This window comes from Nonomuraea sp. NPDC050663 (assembly GCF_044456985.1).
Lineage (GTDB): Bacteria > Actinomycetota > Actinomycetes > Streptosporangiales > Streptosporangiaceae > Nonomuraea.
The window spans coordinates 122,167-141,416 of record NZ_JBITGL010000022.1 but is presented as its reverse complement, the minus strand read 5'-3'; the positions used below and the strand labels follow the sequence as shown (position 1 = coordinate 141,416).

The 19,250-nt window shown below is 71.6% G+C and carries 16 protein-coding genes; 11 read left to right on the top strand and 5 right to left on the bottom strand.

Annotated features, from left to right (window positions below; translation table 11 throughout):
• The first annotated feature begins 112 nt into the window (after positions 1 to 112).
• The 3 genes from ACIBH1_RS43070 to ACIBH1_RS43060 are packed head-to-tail and all read left to right on the top strand — an operon-like array spanning position 113 to position 3,634.
• Complete coding sequence (locus ACIBH1_RS43070) at positions 113 to 1,282, top strand: YcaO-like family protein (protein WP_397319883.1); 1,170 nt, start codon at positions 113 to 115, stop codon at positions 1,280 to 1,282.
• A gap of 10 nt (positions 1,283 to 1,292) precedes the next feature.
• Positions 1,293 to 2,315 (top strand): LLM class flavin-dependent oxidoreductase, encoded by a 1,023-nt coding sequence (locus ACIBH1_RS43065; RefSeq protein ID WP_397319882.1) that lies wholly within the window; start codon positions 1,293 to 1,295, stop codon positions 2,313 to 2,315.
• A 5-nt stretch (positions 2,316 to 2,320) separates the two neighbouring features.
• Positions 2,321 to 3,634 carry an MATE family efflux transporter gene (locus tag ACIBH1_RS43060; RefSeq protein WP_397319881.1) on the top strand — a complete coding sequence of 438 codons (1,314 nt, stop codon included), beginning with the start codon at positions 2,321 to 2,323 and terminating at the stop codon, positions 3,632 to 3,634.
• Here ACIBH1_RS43060 and ACIBH1_RS43055 read toward each other — a convergent pair.
• Positions 3,598 to 3,837: a hypothetical protein gene (locus ACIBH1_RS43055; RefSeq protein WP_397319880.1), complete on the bottom strand. Its 240-nt coding sequence runs from the start codon at positions 3,835 to 3,837 to the stop codon at positions 3,598 to 3,600. The genes ACIBH1_RS43060 and ACIBH1_RS43055 overlap by 37 nt on opposite strands.
• A 105-nt stretch (positions 3,838 to 3,942) precedes the next feature.
• Positions 3,943 to 4,545: a superoxide dismutase gene (locus ACIBH1_RS43050; RefSeq protein ID WP_397319879.1), complete on the bottom strand. Its 603-nt coding sequence runs from the start codon at positions 4,543 to 4,545 to the stop codon at positions 3,943 to 3,945.
• Between the two features lie 151 nt (positions 4,546 to 4,696).
• Here ACIBH1_RS43050 and ACIBH1_RS43045 point away from each other — a divergent pair, with 151 nt between their 5' ends.
• From ACIBH1_RS43045 to ACIBH1_RS43025, 5 genes are read left to right on the top strand one after another with little or no spacing between them, the layout of a single operon-like run.
• The gene (locus ACIBH1_RS43045) at positions 4,697 to 5,698 is read left to right on the top strand and encodes an ABC transporter substrate-binding protein (protein WP_397319878.1); all 1,002 of its coding nucleotides are present in this window, start codon (positions 4,697 to 4,699) and stop codon (positions 5,696 to 5,698) included.
• The gene (locus ACIBH1_RS43040) at positions 5,698 to 6,681 is read left to right on the top strand and encodes a FecCD family ABC transporter permease (RefSeq protein WP_397319877.1); all 984 of its coding nucleotides are present in this window, start codon (positions 5,698 to 5,700) and stop codon (positions 6,679 to 6,681) included. The genes ACIBH1_RS43045 and ACIBH1_RS43040 overlap by 1 nt, the downstream gene beginning before the upstream one ends.
• On the top strand, positions 6,678 to 7,430 hold the full coding sequence (locus ACIBH1_RS43035; RefSeq protein ID WP_397319876.1) for an ABC transporter ATP-binding protein: 753 nt from the start codon (positions 6,678 to 6,680) through the stop codon (positions 7,428 to 7,430). The genes ACIBH1_RS43040 and ACIBH1_RS43035 overlap by 4 nt, the downstream gene beginning before the upstream one ends.
• On the top strand, positions 7,427 to 9,133 hold the full coding sequence (locus tag ACIBH1_RS43030; RefSeq protein WP_397319875.1) for an ABC transporter ATP-binding protein/permease: 1,707 nt from the start codon (positions 7,427 to 7,429) through the stop codon (positions 9,131 to 9,133). Before ACIBH1_RS43035 ends, ACIBH1_RS43030 begins: the two co-directional genes overlap by 4 nt.
• Entirely contained in the window at positions 9,130 to 10,869 is a 1,740-nt protein-coding gene (locus ACIBH1_RS43025; protein WP_397319874.1) for an ABC transporter ATP-binding protein, read from the top strand. The genes ACIBH1_RS43030 and ACIBH1_RS43025 overlap by 4 nt, the downstream gene beginning before the upstream one ends.
• 6 nt (positions 10,870 to 10,875) lie before the next feature.
• Here the strand turns inward: ACIBH1_RS43025 and cobF are convergent, their stop codons facing one another.
• Positions 10,876 to 11,610 carry a precorrin-6A synthase (deacetylating) gene (gene cobF / locus ACIBH1_RS43020; RefSeq protein WP_397319873.1) on the bottom strand — a complete coding sequence of 245 codons (735 nt, stop codon included), beginning with the start codon at positions 11,608 to 11,610 and terminating at the stop codon, positions 10,876 to 10,878.
• Positions 11,611 to 11,629: 19 nt separating this feature from the next.
• Here cobF and cbiE point away from each other — a divergent pair, with 19 nt between their 5' ends.
• From cbiE to ACIBH1_RS43005, 3 genes are read left to right on the top strand one after another with little or no spacing between them, the layout of a single operon-like run.
• Complete coding sequence (gene cbiE, locus ACIBH1_RS43015) at positions 11,630 to 12,805, top strand: precorrin-6y C5,15-methyltransferase (decarboxylating) subunit CbiE (RefSeq protein ID WP_397319872.1); 1,176 nt, start codon at positions 11,630 to 11,632, stop codon at positions 12,803 to 12,805.
• A complete protein-coding gene (cobM, locus tag ACIBH1_RS43010) occupies positions 12,802 to 13,554 on the top strand; it encodes a precorrin-4 C(11)-methyltransferase (RefSeq protein ID WP_397319871.1) in 753 nt (250 codons plus the stop codon). Before cbiE ends, cobM begins: the two co-directional genes overlap by 4 nt.
• Positions 13,542 to 14,264, top strand: coding sequence for a cobalt-precorrin-6A reductase (locus ACIBH1_RS43005; RefSeq protein WP_397319870.1), 723 nt, complete (start codon positions 13,542 to 13,544; stop codon positions 14,262 to 14,264). Before cobM ends, ACIBH1_RS43005 begins: the two co-directional genes overlap by 13 nt.
• Here the strand turns inward: ACIBH1_RS43005 and cobJ are convergent.
• Positions 14,242 to 15,714 (bottom strand): precorrin-3B C(17)-methyltransferase, encoded by a 1,473-nt coding sequence (gene cobJ / locus ACIBH1_RS43000; protein WP_397319869.1) that lies wholly within the window; start codon positions 15,712 to 15,714, stop codon positions 14,242 to 14,244. The genes ACIBH1_RS43005 and cobJ overlap by 23 nt on opposite strands.
• Entirely contained in the window at positions 15,711 to 19,247 is a 3,537-nt protein-coding gene (cobN, locus tag ACIBH1_RS42995) for a cobaltochelatase subunit CobN (protein WP_397319868.1), read from the bottom strand. The genes cobJ and cobN overlap by 4 nt, the downstream gene beginning before the upstream one ends.
• Positions 19,248 to 19,250: the final 3 nt, after the last annotated feature.

Sequence of the window (19,250 nt, the reverse complement as noted above, 5' to 3'; positions counted from 1 at the left end):
ACCCCGGCGGTGGACGCGCCGTTCGAGTGGCGTGAGGACGACGACGAGTAGGTCGGCTCACGGCCGGGGCCCCGTGCGCAGGGGCCCCGGCCTCCCTCGGAGAGGAGCACGCGTGATCGCACAGGTCCGCCGCGACACCCCGGCCGACCCCGTGATAGCCAGCCTGATCTCCTACACCGCCACCGGATCTGAGATCACCGGCGGAGCGGCGCTCGGGGACGACGAGGCGGCGCGACTGGCCGCCATCGGCGAGGCCGTCGAACGGCACTGCGCCAACCAGGTGCCCGCCGATCTGCGCCGCGCCGCCTACCGCGAGCTCACCGAGCCTGCCGTGCACCCGGGATCCTTCGCCCTTTACTCCCCGGCGCAGTACCGGGCGCGCGGATTCCCCTTCGTCCCGATGACGCCCGACCTGGAGATCACCTGGGCGCCCGCCGAGGACCTGACCTCCGGCGAGAAGGTGCTGGTGCCCGCTTCGCTTGTGTACGTGAACTACTTCGCCGGACCGCGCCGATCCGAGCCTCCCACCAACTATCCCGTGCTCGCCGGTACGGCCGCCGGGCCGACCCTCGAAGGGGCCAGGCAGGCGGCTCTGCGCGAGGTGCTGGAGCGCGACGCGGTCACGGTCTGGTGGCACGGCGGCTCGCCCGCCTCCCCGCTGCCGAAGCCCGTGAAGGGACCACTAGCCACGGCGCTCGGTGAGGCCGCCGACGCCGGGCTGACCGTGTCGCTGCTGCGGATACCGACACCGTTCGACGCGATCGTGGCAGGGGCGTTCGTGGAGGACCGGGCGCGCAGGGTCGTCGGGTTCGGCAGCGCCTGCCGCGCCACCGAGGAAGAGGCCGCCGCCAAGGCGTTCACCGAGGCGATCGGCACCTACGAGACCGGCCGCGTCCTGCTGCGCCGCGATGTGGGGCAGCGGCCGTACCTGCGCCGCAGAGCGGACCGGCGCTACCTCGACGACCTGCCGCGCGGCTGGCGCGACGTCAACGACGTCCGCCTGCACGTCCAGGTCTACCTCGACGAGCGTCTCCAGGACGGCGGCCTCGACCGGCTCCGGCTCCCGTCGGGACCCGAGCTCTCCGAGACGCCGCGCTCGCTCACCGAGCAGGGCTTCAGGGCCTACGCGGTCGACCTGACCATGCCGGACACCGGGCTGCACGTCGCCCGGGTCCTGGTGCCCGGCCTGTACTGCGACGCGCCGGCGGCCTTCCCCTTCCTCGGCGGCGCCCGGCTGCCCGCCTCCCCCGACCTCGCGCGGCAACCCCTGCCCTTCGCGTAAAGGAGAACGTATGCGGCTCGGACTGGCCATGGGATACGGCGGCGAATCCATGGAAGAGGTGCTCCCGGTCATCCAGCGCGCCGAGAGCATCGGCGTCGACTCGGTGTGGAGCGTCGAGGAGTACGGCCCCGACGCGGTCAGCGTGCTCGGCTACCTGGCCGCGGTGACCGAGCGCATCGAGCTCGGCACCGCGATCATGCAGATCCCCGCCCGCACCCCGGCCGCCACGGCGATGACCGCGATGACGCTCGACGTGCTGTCCAAGGGCCGGTTCCAGCTCGGCCTCGGCCTGTCGGTGCCGTGGATCGTGGAGGGCTGGCACGGCCTGCCGTACGAGCGTCCGCTGCGCCGTACGCGGGAGTATGTCGAGATCGTGCGCCGCGCCATCGCCCACGAGGACCGGGTGAGCTACGACGGCGAGCTGTACACGCTGCCCTACACCGGACCCGGCTCGACCGGCCGGGCCCGTGCGATCCGCTCGGAGATGACCCCGCTGCGCCCGGACATCCCGATCTACCTGGCCGCCATCGGGGCCCGCAACCTGGCGCTGACCGGCGAAATCGCCGACGGCTGGCTGTCGGGCATGTACGCGCCCGAGCACGAGAGCGCCATTCTGGCCCCGCTCGACGAGGGCATCGCCCGAGCCGGCAGGCGGGCGGAGGACGTGCGGATCTGCCCCATCCTGTACGTCGCTCACGCGCCCACGGTCGAGGAGGGACGGGAGCGGTTACGGCCCCTGTACGCCCACCTCATCGGAGCCGCCGCTCCCGGTGTGCGTAATACCTACGCCGACGTGGTCACCCAGATGGGCTACGAAGGTCCTGCCCACGACATCCGCAAGCACCTGGCCGACGGCGACAAGGCAGCGGCCACCAAAGCGGTGCCCGACCGGCTGCTGGACGAGGTGGCGCTGCTCGGTCCGATCGAGGCGATGATCGAACGGCTGGCGGTGTGGCGCACCTCCAGGATCGACACCGTGATCCTCCTCGACCGTGACACCGGCCTGCTGGAAGCCGCTCGGGCCGTCCTGTGAGGCGGATGTGGGCGCTGACCGTGCCGCTGCTCGTGGCCGGGCTCACCCAGATCATCGTCAACGTCGTCGACACGATCATGCTCGCCCGGCACTCGACAGCGGCGCTGGGCGCCTTCGCCCTGGCCGCGCCCGTCTACCTGATCGCCCTGGTCATCGTGCGGGGGTGGGCGACAGCCGTACAGATCAGGGTCTCCCAGGCCCACGGTGCGGGCGACGAGGGCGGCGTCGTCCAGGCGGTCCGCGTGGGGGTCGCCACCTCCGCGCTGGCCGGGCTGGTCATCGGGGCCGTGCTGTACGGCGGCGCGGAACCGGTGCTCACGCTGCTGGGCTCCCCTGCCGAGCTGGTCGGGATCGGCGGCGACTATCTGCGGGTGCTGGCGTTCGCGGTGCCGTTCGCCGCCGCTACCTTCACGCTGCTGGCTGCCTGCTCGGGCGTCGGCGCGACACGTGCCGCGATGTACAACGCGCTCGTCGTCAACGTGGTGAATCTCCCCCTGGGACTGTTGCTGATCTTCACAGCGGGCCTCGGCGTGACCGGCGCCGCGCTGGCGACCCTGGCCGCGACGGTCGTGGGCACGGCGGTCCTGCTCGCCTACACCCGCGCCCGCCTTCCGCACGTTCCCGGCGACCGGCGGCCCGTGGCCCGGCGGCTGTGGACACTCGGCTGGCCCGAGATGAGCGCGATGGGCGTCGGCTACCTGAACGAGGCGCTGATCGCCGGTTTCGCTGCCCGGCTGGGCACGCCGGAGCTGGCCGCCTACCGGATCGTCGACAACCTGCTGCTCGTCGTCTTCACCGTGATGGCCTCAGCCGCCTCCTCGGTCGCCATCCTGGCCGGGCACGAGGCGGGCGCCGGCGACCGCGCCGCCGCGGAGCGATGGCGGGGCACCGGGATCCGGCTGTTGCTGATCGTCTACGCTGTCCCGGCCGTGCTGGTCCTGGCCGGAGGGACGGCCCTGCTGCGGGCCTTCACCGACTCCCCCGAGGTCATCACGCTGGCGTGGCAGACCGTGCCGCTGGCACTGCTCAGCCTCGCGCCGATGGTGTGGGCGATGGCCCACGGCAGCTTCCTGCGCGCCCACGGCGACACCCGGTCGGTGATGGCCGCCAACCTCGCCGGCGACTACCTGATGCTCATCCCCCTGAGCTGGCTGCTCGGGCTGCACCTGCAGCTCGGGCTTCCCGGGATCTACCTGGCCTGGACCGGCTTCACGATCGTGCTGGCCGTACTGCTGTGGACCCGCGCGTCACGCCTTCCGCATGATCACCTGGGCCGGGCCCCTCACGGCGACGGCTCCCCAGCCTCGCCGCCGGCATAGGCCGATCGCGGCCTTGGCGGCCGGATGGGTGGACAGCCAGCGAGCGCCGAGCACCGGTGACCGTAGGCGAAGCCGTACACCTCGTCCCCGGCGACGGCGAGCGCGAGCACGAACCCGGGCCGCTCGCTGTCGGCGAGCACCCGCGCGGCGACGCTCCTGGCCTTCGGGTACGGCTCGCGCCACGGCGAGCCGGTGAAGCACATCCCGCCCACGTCGGCGATCGCCGGGAGGAAGGTGGCGATGTCCCGGGCTGGGACGAGGAGGATTTCGGCGCCCGTTGCCGGCGGGCGGGCGCCGAAGACATGGGGTCAGGCGCCCTTGGCCGCGTCGTAGCGGCTGATGACGTCGGTCCAGTTGATCAGGTCCCACAGCTTGGTGACGTAGTCCGGGCGCACATTGCGGTACTGCAGGTAGTAGGCGTGCTCCCAGGCATCGAACACCAGCAGCGGCGTGGTGTTCATGCCCACGTTGCCGTGGTGGTCGTAGACCTGCTCGACGATCAGGCGACGGCCCAGCGGCTCCCAAGCCAGCACACCCCAGCCGGAGCCCTGCACGCCGACGGTCGCGGCGGTCAGCTGCTTCTGGAACGCCTCGAACGAACCGAAGTGCTCGACGATGGCGTCGCCCAGCTCACCGTCGGGGCGGTCGCCGCCGTCCGGGGACAGGTTCTGCCAGAACTGGGTGTGCAGGACGTGGCCTGACAGGTGGAAGGCGAAGGTCTTCTCCAGTCCGACCAGGCCGCCGAACTGCTCCTTGTCACGGGCGTCGGCGAGCTGCTCAAGAGTGTCGTTGGCGCCCTTGACGTAGGCGGCGTGGTGCTTGGCGTGGTGCAGCTCCAGGATCTCGCCGGTGATGGCGGGCTCCAGGGCTGCGTAGTCGTACGGCATATCGGGAAGCGAGTACTGAGCCATCGGTCTATCCCCTCACGCGCGGTTATTGCAAACTATGCGCAACAACACTAATACCGCAACAAGTGACCTAGTGGCCTTGACCCCCTCATCCAGACGGGCCTAATTTGCGAATCATTTGCAAGTAGAAGTTCTTCGCAAGGAGTGGGTATCCATGAGGCGGTTCGCCCTGCTGCTGTCCGCCGTCGCCCGGGCAGGCTGCGGTGCCCAGCCGACCGTGACGGCCACCACCCCTCAGGCAGCCGCGCCCGGTTTCCCCGTCACCATCGAGAACTGCGGCCGGTCCTATACCTTCACCCAGCCCCCGGCCAAGGTCGTCACCGGCTACCAACCCGCCCTGGAAACCCTGCTCGCCCTCGGCCTTCAGGACCGCATCGCCGCCCGCACCAACTTCTCCGAGAGCGAGTTCCTGCCCGGCCAGAAGGAGCACTACGACAAGATCCAGGAGATCTCGCCGACGATCATGCTTCCGCAGAAGGAGGTCATGCTCTCCCAAGGCGCCGACTTCGTGCTCGACAACTCCTCGGCCAGTTTCGACGCCGCGGGCGGGTTCGCCACCGCCGAGGAGCTCCAGGCCGCCGGAACCCCGGTCTACCTGCTGGGCGGCTGGTGCAGCCCGGAGAAGCAGCTCGACTTCACGATCGACCAGACGTTCACCGACCTCCGCAACCTCGGCGCGATCTTCGGCATCCCCGACCGAGCCGAGAAACTGATCACCGAGCTGCGCGGCACGCTGGACGACGCGACCAAGAAGGTCGCGAGCCTGCCCAAGGTCAAGGTGCTGGCCACCGACGGCGGCAAGGGGCCGGTCAACGCGTACGGCGGAGCCGGGCTGACCAACCAGATGATCACCCTCGCGGGTGGCGAGAACGTCCTGGGCGACGTGAAGGCGGACTACACCGAGGTGAACGCCGAGAAGATCGCCGCCACCGAGCCGCAGGCACTGCTGGTCACCGAGTACTCCACGTTGATGGGCAAGGACATGCCCACCGCACCGGACAAGGCGGCCGAAGCCTTCGCCATCGCCCGCAACAGCCCCGCCGCCCAGGACCAGCGCTACCTGGCCTTGCCCGCCGCCGCCCAGCACCCCGGGTACCGCAACATCCTGGCAGTCGTCGAGATCGCCGAGTTCCTGCACCCCGAGGCCTTCGAGTAATGAGGCTCTGGACGGTTCTCTCCACGCTGACGCTGGCCGCCGTCGGCGCGACGCTGTTCGCGATGACCGTCGGCGCGGTCCACCTCAGCCCTGCCCAGGTGTGGGGCATCATCACCGGCTCGGGAACGCCCGCCCAGACCCAGATCATCTGGGAGTTCCGTCTCCCCCGCGCCTTGCTGGCTCTGCTCGTCGGAGCCGGCCTGGCGGTGGTCGGCGCGGTGCTTCAGGCCCTGGTCCGCAACCCGCTCGCCGACCCGTTCCTGCTCGGCGTCTCCTCGGGCGCGTCGATGGGCGCGGTGATCGTCTTCATCTTCGGCTCGTCGGTGCTCGGCGGCCTGTCGCTGTCGATGGCCGCCTTCCTCGGCGCGCTGCTCGCCCTGGTCCTCATCTACGTCCTGGCCCAGCGCTCGGGCCGCATCACCCCGGCCCGTCTCGTGCTCGCCGGAGTCGCCCTCGCCTACCTCTTCCAAGCCGTCTACAGCTACGTCCTGCAGCAGGCCCAGAGCGGCCGGGCCGCGCAGCAGGTGCTCTTCTGGCTCATGGGCAGCCTCGGCGGCGCCCGCTGGGAGGTGCTGCCGATCCCGACCGTGGTCCTCCTGGCCGGACTCGCCTACCTGCTCGTCCAGCACCGCCCGCTCAACGCGCTCAGTTCCGGCGAGGAGAGCGCCGTCTCGCTCGGCGTCAACGTGACCTTCCTGCGCGCCCGGCTGTTCATCCTGACCTCGCTGCTGGTCGGGGTGCTGGTCGCGACCAGCGGTGCCATCGCGTTCGTCGGCCTGATCATCCCGCACACCGCGCGCATGCTCGTCGGCGCCGACCACCGCCGCGTCCTGCCCGTCTCGGCCCTGCTCGGCGCGGTCTTCCTCCAGCTCGTCGATGTCGCGGCCCGCACCATCGCGGCGCCGCAGGAGCTGGCCCTGAGCATCGTCACCGCCGTCTTCGGCGTCCCGTTCTTCCTGTGGCTGTTGCGGAGGCGCGGATGACCCTGTTCTTGAACGGCGTCTCCCTCACGATCGACAGCCGGGAGATCGTCCACAGCGCGGATCTGACCGTGAACGAGGGCGAGTTCGTCGGTCTGCTCGGCCCCAACGGCTGCGGCAAGTCGACCCTGCTCCGCAGCGCCTACCGCGCCCTGCGCCCGGCCGCCGGCCTCATCACCGTCGAGGGCGTGGACCTCGTACGGCTCACCGCCCGCGAATCCGCCAGGCGCACCGCGGTCGTCGCCCAGGAGACCCCGAGCGAGCTCGACTTCACCGTGGCCGAGATGGTCGCCATGGGCCGCACCCCGCACAAACGCCCCCTCGACCGCACCACCACGGCCGACGAGCTCATCTGCGCCCAGTCCCTCGAACGCGTCGGCGCAGGACACCTGACCAAGCGCCACTTCGCCACCCTGTCCGGCGGCGAGAAGCAACGCGTCCTCATCGCCCGCGCGCTGGCCCAGCAGAGCCGCCTGCTCCTGCTCGACGAGCCCACCAACCACCTCGACATCCGCCACCAGCTGGAGATCCTCCGCCTGGTACGCGGCCTCGGCGTCAGCACCCTGGCCGCGCTGCACGACCTCAACCAGGCCGCCACCTCCTGCGACCGCCTCTACCTCATGGACGGCGGACGCATCGTCGCCGGCGGCACCCCGGACGAGGTGCTGACCCCCGAACGTATCTCCCAGGTGTACGGCGTGCGTGCCGTACAGCGCACCCAGCTCGTCTTCGAGCTCAAGGAGGAACAGTGATCACGCGACTGCTGGCACTGTCGCCGGAAGTCCGCCTGCGCCTGGCCGGGCTGGTCGGGCTGCTGCTGGCCATCACCGCGACCTACGTCGGCCAGGGCATCCTGGTCGCCCAGTCGCTCGCCCGCATCTTCGCCGGGGAGCCGGTCTCCTCGATCGTCTGGCTCATCGCCGGGATCGTCGTGCTGCAGCTCGTGCGCAGCCTGGCGCTGGCCGTACGGGAGAGTGTCGCCCTGCGCGCGTCGGCGGGAATCAAGAAGGAACTGCGGCGGCAGCTGACCGCCAAGCTGCTCCTGCTCGGGCCGTCGTGGGCGCAGCGAGGACGGACCGGCGCGACGCAGACCTCGCTGGTCGACGGAGTCGAGACCGTGGACGCCTACGTCGGCAGGTTCCTGCCGCAGATGTGCGCGGCGCTGGTCGGAGCCGTCGGGGTGACCGCCTACCTGTTCGTGCTGGACCCGATCATCGGCGTGGTCGTGCTGGTCTGCTCGGTGCTGATGCCGGTGATCCCATTGCTGTCGAACCGGGTGCTCAGGCAGCGCAACGCTGCCTGGTTCAAGGGCTACAAGGGCCTGTACGCGGAGAACCTGGACGCGCTGCAGGGCATGGCCACGCTGAAGGCGTTCAACGCCAGCGGGCGCCGGGGTGCCGAGCTCGCCAAGCTGGCCGAGGCGTTCTGCCGCGACTCGGTGCGGCTGATGGCCATCGTGATCCTCTACGTGGGCGGGGTCGCCTTCGCCGTCGGGCTGGGCACCGCCGTGGCGCTCGGCGTGGGAGCGATGCGGCTGGCCGCCGGCGAACTGACCGTGACCGAGCTGCTGCTGATCCTCATGCTCACCGCGGAGTGCTTCCGCCCGTTGAAGGATCTGGAGTCGGCCTACCACGCCAGCTACAACGCCGTCCCGTCCCTGACCGCGATCTTCGAGGTGCTCGATGCCCCGGTCCAGGCGCAGGGGTCCGGCAAGGCGTCGGGCAAGGGCGTCTCCTTCGACGGGATCACCTTCACCTACGGCGAGCGTGCCAAGCCCGCCCTGGACAGCTTCACCCTGGACATCGCCCCAGGCGAGCGCGTCGCCCTGGTCGGCCGCTCCGGCGCCGGCAAGACGACCGTGTCAGCCCTGCTGCTGCGCTTCTTCGACACCGTCGAGGGCCGGATCACGATCGGCGGCACCGATGTTCGTGACCTGCCGCTGGAGGAGCTGCGCTCGATGATCGCCGTGGTCTCCCAGGACACCTACCTCTTCCACGGCACCGTCCGGCACAACCTCACCCTGGCCAGACAGTCAGCCACCGACGACGAGATCGAGGCGGCCATCCAGGCGGCGCGCGCCGGTTTCGTCCACGACCTCCCTCAGGGCCTGGACACGATCGTCGGCGAGCGCGGTCTCAAGCTGTCCGGCGGTGAACGGCAACGCATCGCCATCGCCCGCGCCCTGCTCAAGGACGCCCCGATCCTCGTGCTCGACGAGGCCACCTCCAGCGTGGACGCCGCCAACGAGTCCGGCATCCAGCAAGCCCTCGACGCGCTGACCGGCGGCCGGACCACCATCATGATCGCCCACCGGCTGTCCACGGTCCGCGACGCCGACCGCGTCATCGTCATGGCCGACGGCCGGATCGTCGAAGAGGGCGACCACACCAGCCTGCTCAACCGGCGCGGCGCCTACGCCCGCCTGGTCGCCGCCCAGGAAGGAGCCTCCCGATGATCCGCCGCTTGATGCCTCTGGCCCGCCTGCTCGGCCCCCACCGCTGGCTGGTGATCACCGCGATCCTCAGCGGCATCGCCCACCACCTCGTGGTCCTCGCCTCCGCCGGCGTCGGCGCCTGGGTGGTCAGCCGCGCTATCACCGGCGCCTCGCCCGACGACCTGCGCGGCGGCCTCATCGCCCTGGGTGTTCTCCTGCCGCTGCTCGCCGTCACCCCGTGGCTGGAGTCCTACCTCGCCCACGTCGCCGCCTTCAAAGTGCTCGCCGACGTTCGCGGACGCGTCTACAGCGCCTTCGACCGCCTGGCCCCCGGCTACCTCCTCGAACGCCGCTCCGGCGACCTCGGCTCCGCCGCCATCTCCGACGTCGAGCAGCTCGAACTGTGGTTCGCCCACACCCTGAGCCCTCTGGTCAGCGCCGCCACCGTCCCCGTCGCCGCGTTGACCGCCCTCGGCGTCTTCCACCCCACCCTGGCCGTCGCCCTGGCACCCGCCCTGATCCTGCTCGCCCTCGTCCCGGCCTGGCTGCGCCGCCGCGCGGAGACCCAGGGCGCCGAACTGCGCGCCCGCGTCGGCGAGCTGAACGCCGAGGCCGTCGACACCCTCCAGGGCCTGCGCGAGCTCATCACCTCCGGCGCGGGCACCCGGCAGCTCGACCGCCTCGCCGTACAGGACGACCGGCTCCTGGAAGCCAAGCTCGCCCATGGCCGCCGCTCCGGCCTGGAACACTCCGCCACCAATGCCCTGACCACCTTCGGCCTGCTGGCCGTCCTGCTCACCGCCGCCCTCCTCGTCACCGGCGGCACCCTGGAAGCCGTGTTCTTCCCCGTAGCGGTCGTGCTCGCGGGGACCACCTTCGCGCCCGTCGTCGCCGTCACCGACGTCGCCCGCGACCTCAACCTCGTCATCGCCGCGGGCGACCGCATCATGACCATCCTCAACACCCCCGCCCCGGTCAAGGACCTCGTCGACCAGCCCCCGCCCGGCCCCATCTCGCCACACGTCGCCTTCACCGGCGTCACTTTCCGGTACGGCACAGCCCTCCCCGACGCCGTCACCGACGCCACCTTCGACATCGCCCCCGGCGAGACCGTCGCCCTGGTCGGCCACTCCGGCGCGGGCAAGTCCACCTGCGCCAGCCTCCTCATGCGCCTGTGGGACGTGAACGCCGGCTCGATCACCATCGGCGGCCACGACATCCGCGACTACCCCCAGGACGACCTGCGCCGCCTCATCACCCTGGTCCCCCAGGACGTCTACCTCTTCAACATCCCGCTGATCGAGAACATCCGCCTGGGCAGGCCAGAAGCCACCCGCGAGGAGGTCGTCGCCGCCGCCCGCGCCGCACTGGCCGACGAGTTCATCACCGGCCTCCCCGACGGATACGACACCCTGCCCGGCGAACTCGGCGCCCGCCTGTCCGGCGGCCAGCGCCAGCGCATCGCGATCGCCCGCGCGATCCTGAAGGACGCCCCGATCCTGGTGATGGACGAGGCCGTCTCCAACCTCGACTCCGAAAGCGAGCAGGAGGTCGCCGCGGCGATGACCAGTGTGCGCCGCAACCGCACCACGCTGGTCATCGCCCACCGCCTGTCGACCATTCTCACCGCCGACCGCGTCGTGGTCCTGGACGGCGGACGAGTCGCCGAGATCGGCACCCACCGGGAGCTCATCGAGACACCCGGCGCCTACAGCACCCTCATGGCCGCCCAGCTCACCGGCTCCGGGCGCGCCTGATCGCGGTCAGCGGCGCCGCAGGAGGTAGGTGTCCATGATCCAGCCCTTGCGCTCCCTGGCCTGCGCACGCTCGCGTTTGATGCGCTCTCCGACCTCCGCAACCGGTCCGGCGATCAGGATCTCGTCCGGCGTGCCCAGATAGGCGCCCCAGTAGATGTCGAAGTCGTCGAGCCCGTCGAAGGCGCATCGCGCGTCCAGCATGATGACCATGTCGTCGGCCGTGGGGCCCTGCTCGGAGAGGCGGCGGCCGGTCGTGAGGTGCAGCGGGCTGGCCACGCTGGTGAGGCTGACGCGGTGGCGGGCGGTCAGGGCGGCCACGGCGCTGATGCCGGGAACGACCTCGATCTCGAAGCCGGGCAGGCGCTCCAGGATCGCCAGGGTGCTGTCGTAGACGCCGGGGTCGCCCCAGACGAGGAAGGAGCCGGTCTGCCCCTCGGCGAGGGCCTCGTCGATCAGCCGCAGGTAGAGCGCGGCCCGGCGCTCGCGCCAGTCCTCGACCGCCTCGGTGTAGGCGGGGGTGGTGCGGTCACGCTCGGGGTCGCGCGCCTCGACGATCCGGTACGGCTCGCGGGCGTGGTCCTCGATGAGCCGGTGGCGGAGCCGGACGAGGTCACTCTTCTCCTCTCCCTTGTCGAGGATGAAGAAGACGTCGGTGGCCGCGATGGCCTTGGCACCCTGGAGGGTCAGATGATCGGGGTCGCCCGCGCCGATCCCGATGACGGTTAGCCGCTTCACGCTCATGAGTGTGCCAGGATATGCCGTGACCCTTTTCAGCCACGGTGAGGCTTTCGCCGACATCACCGTCGTGGGCATCGGAGCCGACGGCTGGGACGGGCTGCTGCCGGGCTCGCGAGCGGCGATCGATCAGGCGCAGGTGCTGGTCGGCAGCCCCAGGCAGCTGGATCTGATCCCTCCCGGCGCGGCCGAGCGCGTGGTGCTGCCGTCGCCGCTGCTGCCGAATCTCGCGGCGCTGCTCGACTCGCTCGCCGGACGGGCGGTCTGCGTGCTGGCCAGCGGCGACCCCCTCTTCTACGGCATCGGCTCGACGCTCGTGCGGCTGCTGGGAGCCGAACGGGTCCGCGTGCTGCCGCATCCGTCGTCGGTGTCGCTGGCATGCGCACGGCTGGGCTGGCCGGTGGAGCAGGTCGAGGTGGTGAGCGCGGTGGGGCGCCCGCTGGCGGCCTTGCGCGCCGTGCTGGCGCCGGGGCGGCGGGTGCTGGTGCTGGGCTCCTCCGAGGAGGCCGTCAGGAAGCTGGTCGATCCCGGCAGCCGCCTCACGGTGCTGACCGACCTGGGCGCGCCGGATCCGCGACCGGACTCCGGTCTGCGCATCGTCGCGGTCGAGTGCCCGGCCTCCATGCCCTCGCTCCCGCGCGTGCCCGGTCTGCCCGACGAGGCGTTCGAGCACGACGGCCAGCTGACCAAGCGCGAGGTGCGCGCGGTGAGCCTGTCGAGGCTGGCCCCCCTGCCCGGCCAGATGCTCTGGGACGTCGGCGCGGGCGCGGGCAGCATCGCCGTCGAGTGGATGCGCGCCCACCCCTCCTGCCGCGCCGTGGCGATCGAGAGCCGCGCCGACCGGGCAGAACGGATCGGCCGCAACGCCGAGACTTTGGGCGTCCCCGCACTGGAGGTCGTGATCGGCAGGGCGCCCGAGGCGCTCCAGGGGCTGCCCGAGCCCGACGCGATCTTCATCGGCGGTGGCGTGACCGTCCCCGGGCTGGTCGAGGCCTGCTGGTCGGCGCTGCGGCCCGGCGGGCGGCTGGTCGCCAACGCGGTCACCCTGGAGTCGGAGGCGCTGATGGCGCAGTGGTACGGCAGGCTGGGCGGCGACCTGGTGCGGCTCGACGTGCAGCGGGCGAGCCCTCTGGGCTCCTTCACCGGGTGGCGCCCGGCGATGCCCGTGACGGTGTGGACGGTTGGCAAGGAGGACTCATGACGGTGTATTTCATCGGAGCCGGCCCCGGCGCCGCCGACCTGATCACCGTGCGCGGGCTGCGGCTGCTCCAGCGGGCCCCCGTGTGCCTGTACGCGGGCTCGCTCGTGCCGCGCGAACTGCTCGACGCCTGTCCTGCCGAGGCACGCCGGGTGGACACGGCCGATCTGACGCTCGATCAGATCGTGGCGGAGCTGTCCGAGGCGCACGCCCAGGGACTGGACGTCGCCCGGCTGCACTCCGGCGACCCGTCGATCTTCAGCGCCGTCGCCGAGCAGGCGCGCAGGCTGGAGACGCTGGGCGTGCCGTACGAGATCGTGCCGGGGGTTCCGGCGTTCGCCGCGGCGGCGGCCTCGCTGGGCAGGGAGCTCACGGTGCCGGGCGTCGGGCAGAGCGTCATCCTGACCAGGACCTCCGCCCGCGCGACCCCGATGCCGCCGGGCGAGGACCTGGCGACGCTCGGCGCGGGCCGGGCGACGATGGTCCTGCACCTGGCCGTGCAGCGCATCGACGCGGTGGTGGCGGAGCTGCTGCCGCTCTACGGGCCCGACTGCCCGGTCGCCGTGGTGGCCTACGCCAGCCGCGCCGATGAACGGATCCTGCGCGGCACCCTGGAAGGCATCGCCGATCAGGTCCACGAGAGCGGCATCAAGCGGACCGCGGTGATCGTGGTCGGACGGGTGCTGACCGCCTCGGAGTTCCCCGACAGCCACCTGTACAGCACCGCCCGGGACCGCGCGTGCGGGTCCTGATCCTGGGCGGCACCGCCGAGGCCAGGGCGCTGGCGGCCGAGCTGGTCGGGCGAGGCGTCCGGGTGACGTCTTCCCTGGCCGGGAGGGTGAACAATCCCCGCCTGCCGATCGGCGAGGTGCGCGAGGGCGGCTTCGGCGGCCCGGCGGGCCTTGCCGCCTGGCTCGAACGGGAGCGGCCCGACGTGCTGGTCGACGCGACTCATCCGTTCGCGGCGCGGATGACCGCGTCGGCGGCCGAGGCCGCACGGGCGACGGGGGTGCGGCTGGTGGTGCTGCGCCGTCCAGGCTGGCCGGAGGGACCCGGCGAGGTGCGGGTGCCGTCCCTGGAGGCGGCGGCGGCAGAGCTGGCGCCCGGAGACCGGGTGTTCCTGACCACCGGCCGCCGGAGCCTGCCCGTCTTCGCGGGGCTGCCGGGCGTCTGGTTCCTGGCCAGGTCGGTCGACGCGCCCGAGGGGCCCGTTCCTGGCAACGTCCACGTCGTCCTGGGGCGCGGGCCGTACGACCTCGACGGGGAGCTCGCGCTCATCGACCAGCACCGGCTGGGCGTCCTGGTCACCAAGGACAGCGGCGGCGAGCTGACCAAGGCCAAGCTCACCGCCGCCCGTCAGCGGCGGCTCAAGCTGATCGTGGTCGAGCGCCCGCCGCTGCCACGCGGCCTGACCTGCGTGGAGACGGTCGCCGACGCGCTCAGGGATATCGGCGTGGGGTGAAGACCGTGCCCTGCGGGGTCACCCGGGTCGTGGAAGAGCCGATGATCAGCAGGCAGCGCATGTCCACCTGGTCGGGATCGAGCTCGGCCAGCGTCGTCACCCTGACCGTCTCCCCCGCTCCGCCGACGTCCCGTCCGATCACCACGGGCGTGGCGGGCGCTCGGTGCTCCAGGAGCAGGTCACGCGTGGCGGCGACCTGCCAGGTGCGGCTCTTCGAGGCCGGGTTGTAGAGCGCCAGCACCAGGTCCGCCCTGGCCGCGGCCTGCAGCCGGGCGGCGACCACCTCCCACGGTTTGAGCAGGTCGGACAGGGAGATCACGCAGTAGTCGTGGCCCAGCGGCGCGCCCACCCGCGAGGCGACCGCCTGGGCGGCGGTCAGCCCGGGAACCACCCGGACCGGGACATCCGGGTAGTCCTGTGCGGCCTCCAGGACCGCCGTCGCCATCGCGAACACCCCCGGATCTCCGGAGGAGACCACGGCCACCCGTTTCCCCGAGCGGGCCAGCTCCAGGGCGTGCCGGGCGCGTTCTGCCTCGACCCGGTTGTCGGTGCGGTGGCGTTCCTGGCGCGGATTCGGGGGCACCCGGTCGACATAGGGCCCGTATCCGACGATGTCGGTCGCCACCGCCAGAGCGTCCTGCGCCTCGGGGGTGAGCCATGGCCTGCCACCAGGCCCGAGCCCGACGACCGACACCTCCCCTTTAACCGACATTCCCGGAATTTCCGGCGCTAGCCGTACCGACGACGGGCTCGTCAGCAACGCCAGCGAGAAGTACGGCACGCCGTCGGCGTCGACGTCCTTCAGCGGAGCGACCCGCTCGGCGCCCATGGTGGCACGCTCGACGTACCAGGCGTCGTCGAGCCGCCCGGCCTCGGCGAAGGCCTCGCGCACCTTCTCGAAGGTCCGCCCGAGCTTGAGCACGGCCGCCGAGTCGGTCGCCCGCAGCCGCTTCGTGAGCTCCTCGGCGGGCAGCGTGCCCGGCAGCACGGTCAGCACCTCGTCGCGCTCGACGAGCGGCCGTCCCAGGACTGCCGCCGCCGCACTCACCGAGGTCACGCCCGGCACCACCTCGGTCGGATAGCGGTGGGCCAGCCGCTTGTGCATGTGCATGTAGGAGCCGTAGAAGAGCGGATCGCCTTCCGCGAGCACCACCACCGTGCGCCCGGCGTCCAGGTGAGCGGCCAGTCGCGCCGCGCACTCAACGTAGAAGTCGTCGAGCGCTCCCTGGTAGCCGCCCGGATGGTCGGTCGTCTCGACCGTCAACGGGTACTGCAGCAACTCCTCGATCTGGCCTTCCCGCATGTACGGCAGAGCGATCGAACGGGCGATGCTGCGCCCGTGCCGGGCAGCGTGATAGGCGATCACGTCAGCCTCGCCGATCAGCCGGGCGGCCTTGACGGTCACCAGCTCCGGGTCACCGGGGCCGAGGCCCACACCGTACAGCTTCACCGGTCCTCCAACTCGCCTTCTGTCTTGAGGTAGACCTCCTGCAGGTCGCGCAGGGTCTCCTCGTCGGGGTGCTCCCACATGCCACGCTCGGCCGCCTCCAGCAGGCGTTCCGCGATGCCGTGCAGCGCCCACGGGTTGGACTTCTCCATGAACGCCCGGTTCTCGGCGTCGAGCACGTAGGCCTGGGTGAGCTTGTCGTACATCCAGTCGGCCATGACCCCGGTGGTGGCGTCGTAGCCGAACAGGTAGTCGACGGTCGCGGCCAGCTCGAAGGCTCCCTTGTAGCCGTGCCTGCGCATCGCGGCCAGCCACTGCGGGTTGACCACGCGAGCGCGGAAGATCCTCGAGGTCTCCTCCGACAGGGTGCGGGTGCGCACCGCGTCGGGCCGGGTGCTGTCGCCGACGTAGGCCGCGGGGGCCTTGCCGGTGAGGGCGCGCACGGTGGCGATCATGCCGCCGTGGTACTGGAAGTAGTCGTCGGAGTCGGCGATGTCGTGCTCGCGGGTGTCGACGTTCTTGGCGGCCACGGCGATCCTGCGGTAGGCGCTCTCCATCTCCTGCCTGGCCGGCACGCCGTCCAGGTCGCGGCCGTAGGCGAAGCCGCCCCACACCGCGTAGACCTCGGCCAGGTCGGCGTCGTCGCGCCAGTTGCGGCTGTCGATCAACGGCAACAGGCCCGCGCCGTAGGCTCCCGGGGCCGAGCCGAAGATTCTCTTGACGTTGCCGTCCGCCTGGACGTGGGCGCGCACGTAGTTGTCGGCGTCGGGTTCCTGTTGCGCGGCTGCCAGCCGTACCGCGTCGTCGAGCATGGCGACCACGTGCGGGAAGGCGTCGCGGAAGAAGCCGCTGATGCGGACGGTCACGTCGATGCGTGGGCGACCGAGCTCTTCCATGGGGATGGGCTGCAGCGAGGTCACCCGCCTGGACATCTCATCCCACTCCGGGCGGATGCCCAACAGCGCGAGGACCTCGGCGACGTCGTCGCCCGCCGTACGCATGGCGCTGGTTCCCCAGACCGACAGGCCCACCGAGCGCGGCCACTCGCCGTGGTCGTCGCGGTAGCGCTGCAGCAGCGAGTCGGCCATGGCCTGGCCGGTCTCCCAGGCGAGCCGGCTGGGCACGGCACGCGGATCGACCGAGTAGAAGTTGCGGCCGGTCGGCAGCACGTTGATCAGACCGCGCAACGGGCTGCCGCTCGGACCGGCGGGCACGTAGCCGCCGTCGAGGGCGTGCAGGACGTGGTCGATCTCGTCGGTCGTACGGCGCAGCCTGGGCACCACCTCGGTGGCGGCGAAGGTCATGATCCTGCCGACCAGCTCGTCCGGGGTGTCCAGCACCTCACCCACCACCCTGGGCACGGCCGACGGCTCCCAGCCCCGCGACTCCATGCCCTCCACCAGGGCACGGGCGGTCGACTCCGCGCGGTCCACCGCCGACAGGCTCGCCGAGCCGTCTTCGGCCAGGCCGAGCGCCTCACGCAGGCCGGGCAGCGTCTCCTTACCCGCCCACATCTGCCGCGCCCGCAACATCGCCAGCACCAGGTCGACCCGTACCTGACCCTCGGGGGCCTGGCCGAGCACGTGCAGGCCGTCGCGGATCTGGGCGTCCTTGACCTCGCACAACCAGCCGTCCACGTGCAGGATGAAGTCGTCGAACTCGGTGTCGTGCGGCCGGTCCTCCATCCCGAGGTCGTGGTCGAGCTTGGCGGCCTGGATCAAGGTCCAGATCTGGGCGCGGATGGCGGGCAGCTTGGCCGGGTCCATCGCGGCGATCGTGGCGTGCTCGTCGAGCAACTGCTCCAGCCGGGAGATGTCGCCGTAGGTCTCCGCCCGAGCCATCGGCGGCACCAGGTGGTCGACCAGCACGGCGTGCGCCCGGCGCTTGGCCTGGGTGCCCTCGCCGGGGTCGTTGACCAGGAACGGATAGACCAGCGGCAGATCCCCGATCGCCGCGTCGGTGCCGCAGGAGGCCGACATGCCCGCCGACTTGCCCGGCAGCCACTCCAGGTTGCCGTGCTTGCCCACGTGCACCATCGCGTGCGCGCCGAACTCCGCCGACAACCACCGGTAGGCGGCCAGGTAGTGGTGGCTGGGCGGCAGGTCGGGGTCGTGGTAGATGGCGATCGGGTTCTCCCCGAAGCCGCGCGGCGGCTGCACCATGACCACGAGGTTCCCGGCGCGCAGCGCGGCCATGACGATGTCACCCTCGTGCACGAACAGCTCGCCCGGCGGCGGGCCCCAGTGGCGCTCCATCGCCTCGCGCAGGTCGGCGGGAAGCGTCTGGTACCAGGCGGTGTAGTCGGCAGCGGGGATGCGCACCGGGTTGCCCGCCAGGTGCTCCTCGGTCAGCCAGTCCTGGTCCTGCCCGCCGGCGGCGATGAGCGCGTGGATGAGCGCGTCGCCGTCCTGCTCGGCCACGCCCGGGAAGCCGTCGCCGAGGTCGTAGCCCGCCTCCGCGAGCCGCTTGAGCAGCATGACCGTGCTGGCCGGGGTGTCCAGGCCGACCGCGTTGCCGACCCGGGAGTGCTTGGTCGGGTACGCCGACAGCATGATCACCAGCTTCCTGGAAGCAGGCGGGGTGTGACGGAGCAGGCCGTGCCGTACGGCGATGCCAGCCACGCGAGCCGCCCGCTCGGGGTCGGCGACGTAGACGGTCAGCCCTTCCGGGTCGACCTCCTTGAAGGAGAACGGCACGGTGATGATGCGCCCGTCGAACTCGGGGATGGCGACCTGGGAGGCGGCGTCCAGGGGCGAGAGGCCGTCGTCGTTCTCCTCCCACGCCTGCTTGCTCGTGGTCAGGCAGAGGCCCTGCAGGATCGGCACGTCGAGCTGGGCGAGGGCGCCGACATCCCACGCCTCGTCGTCGCCACCCGCTCCCGCCGTGGCCGGACGGGAGCCGCCTGCCGCGAGCACGGTGACGACCAGGGCGTCGGCCTGGCGCAGGGTGGCGAGCAGCTCGGGCTCCGCCGTACGGAGAGAGGAGCAGAACACGGGCAGCGCCCTGCCTCCGGCCTGCTCGACCGCCTGGCACAGGGCCTCGACGAAGCCGGTGTTGCCGGCCATGTGGTGGGCCCGGTAGTACAGGACGCCGATCACCGGGCCGTCGCCCGTGGAATCGCGTTCCAGCAGGCCCCAGGCGGGCGCTGCCTCGGGCGGCGCGAAGCCGTGACCGGTCAGCAGGATGGTGTCGGACAGGAAGGAGTGCAGCTCGGCCAGGTTGCGCGGGCCGCCCTGCGCGAGGTAGGCGTGCGCCTCGGCGACCACGCCGCCGGGCACCGTGGACAGCTCCATCAGCTCGGCGTCCGGCGCTTGCTCCCCACCGAGCACCACGACCGGGCAGGGGCCGGCCAGGAGCGTGTCGAGGCCCTCCTCCCAGGCGCGTCGGCCGCCGAGCAGGCGGACGACGACCAGGTCCACGCCGTCCAGGGGGAGATCGGTCAGTCGCACGGGGTTGCCGAGCCGGTAGTCGGCACCGCTGGCCCTCGCGCTGAGCAGGTCGGTGTCGGATGTGGACAGCAGCAGGACTGTGGGCACGCG

Excerpts from the sequence above, each read along its gene's own strand:
- ACIBH1_RS43055 (WP_397319880.1), bottom strand. The coding sequence starts at position 3,837 with ATGTGCTTCACCGGCTCGCCGTGGCGCGAGCCGTACCCGAAGGCCAGG.
- ACIBH1_RS43045 (WP_397319878.1), top strand. The coding sequence starts at position 4,697 with ATGAGGCGGTTCGCCCTGCTGCTGTCCGCCGTCGCCCGGGCAGGCTGC.
- cobM (WP_397319871.1), top strand. The coding sequence starts at position 12,802 with ATGACGGTGTATTTCATCGGAGCCGGCCCCGGCGCCGCCGACCTGATC.
- ACIBH1_RS43065 (WP_397319882.1), top strand. The coding sequence starts at position 1,293 with ATGCGGCTCGGACTGGCCATGGGATACGGCGGCGAATCCATGGAAGAG.
- ACIBH1_RS43035 (WP_397319876.1), top strand. The coding sequence starts at position 6,678 with ATGACCCTGTTCTTGAACGGCGTCTCCCTCACGATCGACAGCCGGGAG.
- ACIBH1_RS43040 (WP_397319877.1), top strand. The coding sequence starts at position 5,698 with ATGAGGCTCTGGACGGTTCTCTCCACGCTGACGCTGGCCGCCGTCGGC.
- ACIBH1_RS43050 (WP_397319879.1), bottom strand. The coding sequence starts at position 4,545 with ATGGCTCAGTACTCGCTTCCCGATATGCCGTACGACTACGCAGCCCTG.
- ACIBH1_RS43025 (WP_397319874.1), top strand. The coding sequence starts at position 9,130 with ATGATCCGCCGCTTGATGCCTCTGGCCCGCCTGCTCGGCCCCCACCGC.
- ACIBH1_RS43060 (WP_397319881.1), top strand. The coding sequence starts at position 2,321 with ATGTGGGCGCTGACCGTGCCGCTGCTCGTGGCCGGGCTCACCCAGATC.
- cobF (WP_397319873.1), bottom strand. The coding sequence starts at position 11,610 with ATGAGCGTGAAGCGGCTAACCGTCATCGGGATCGGCGCGGGCGACCCC.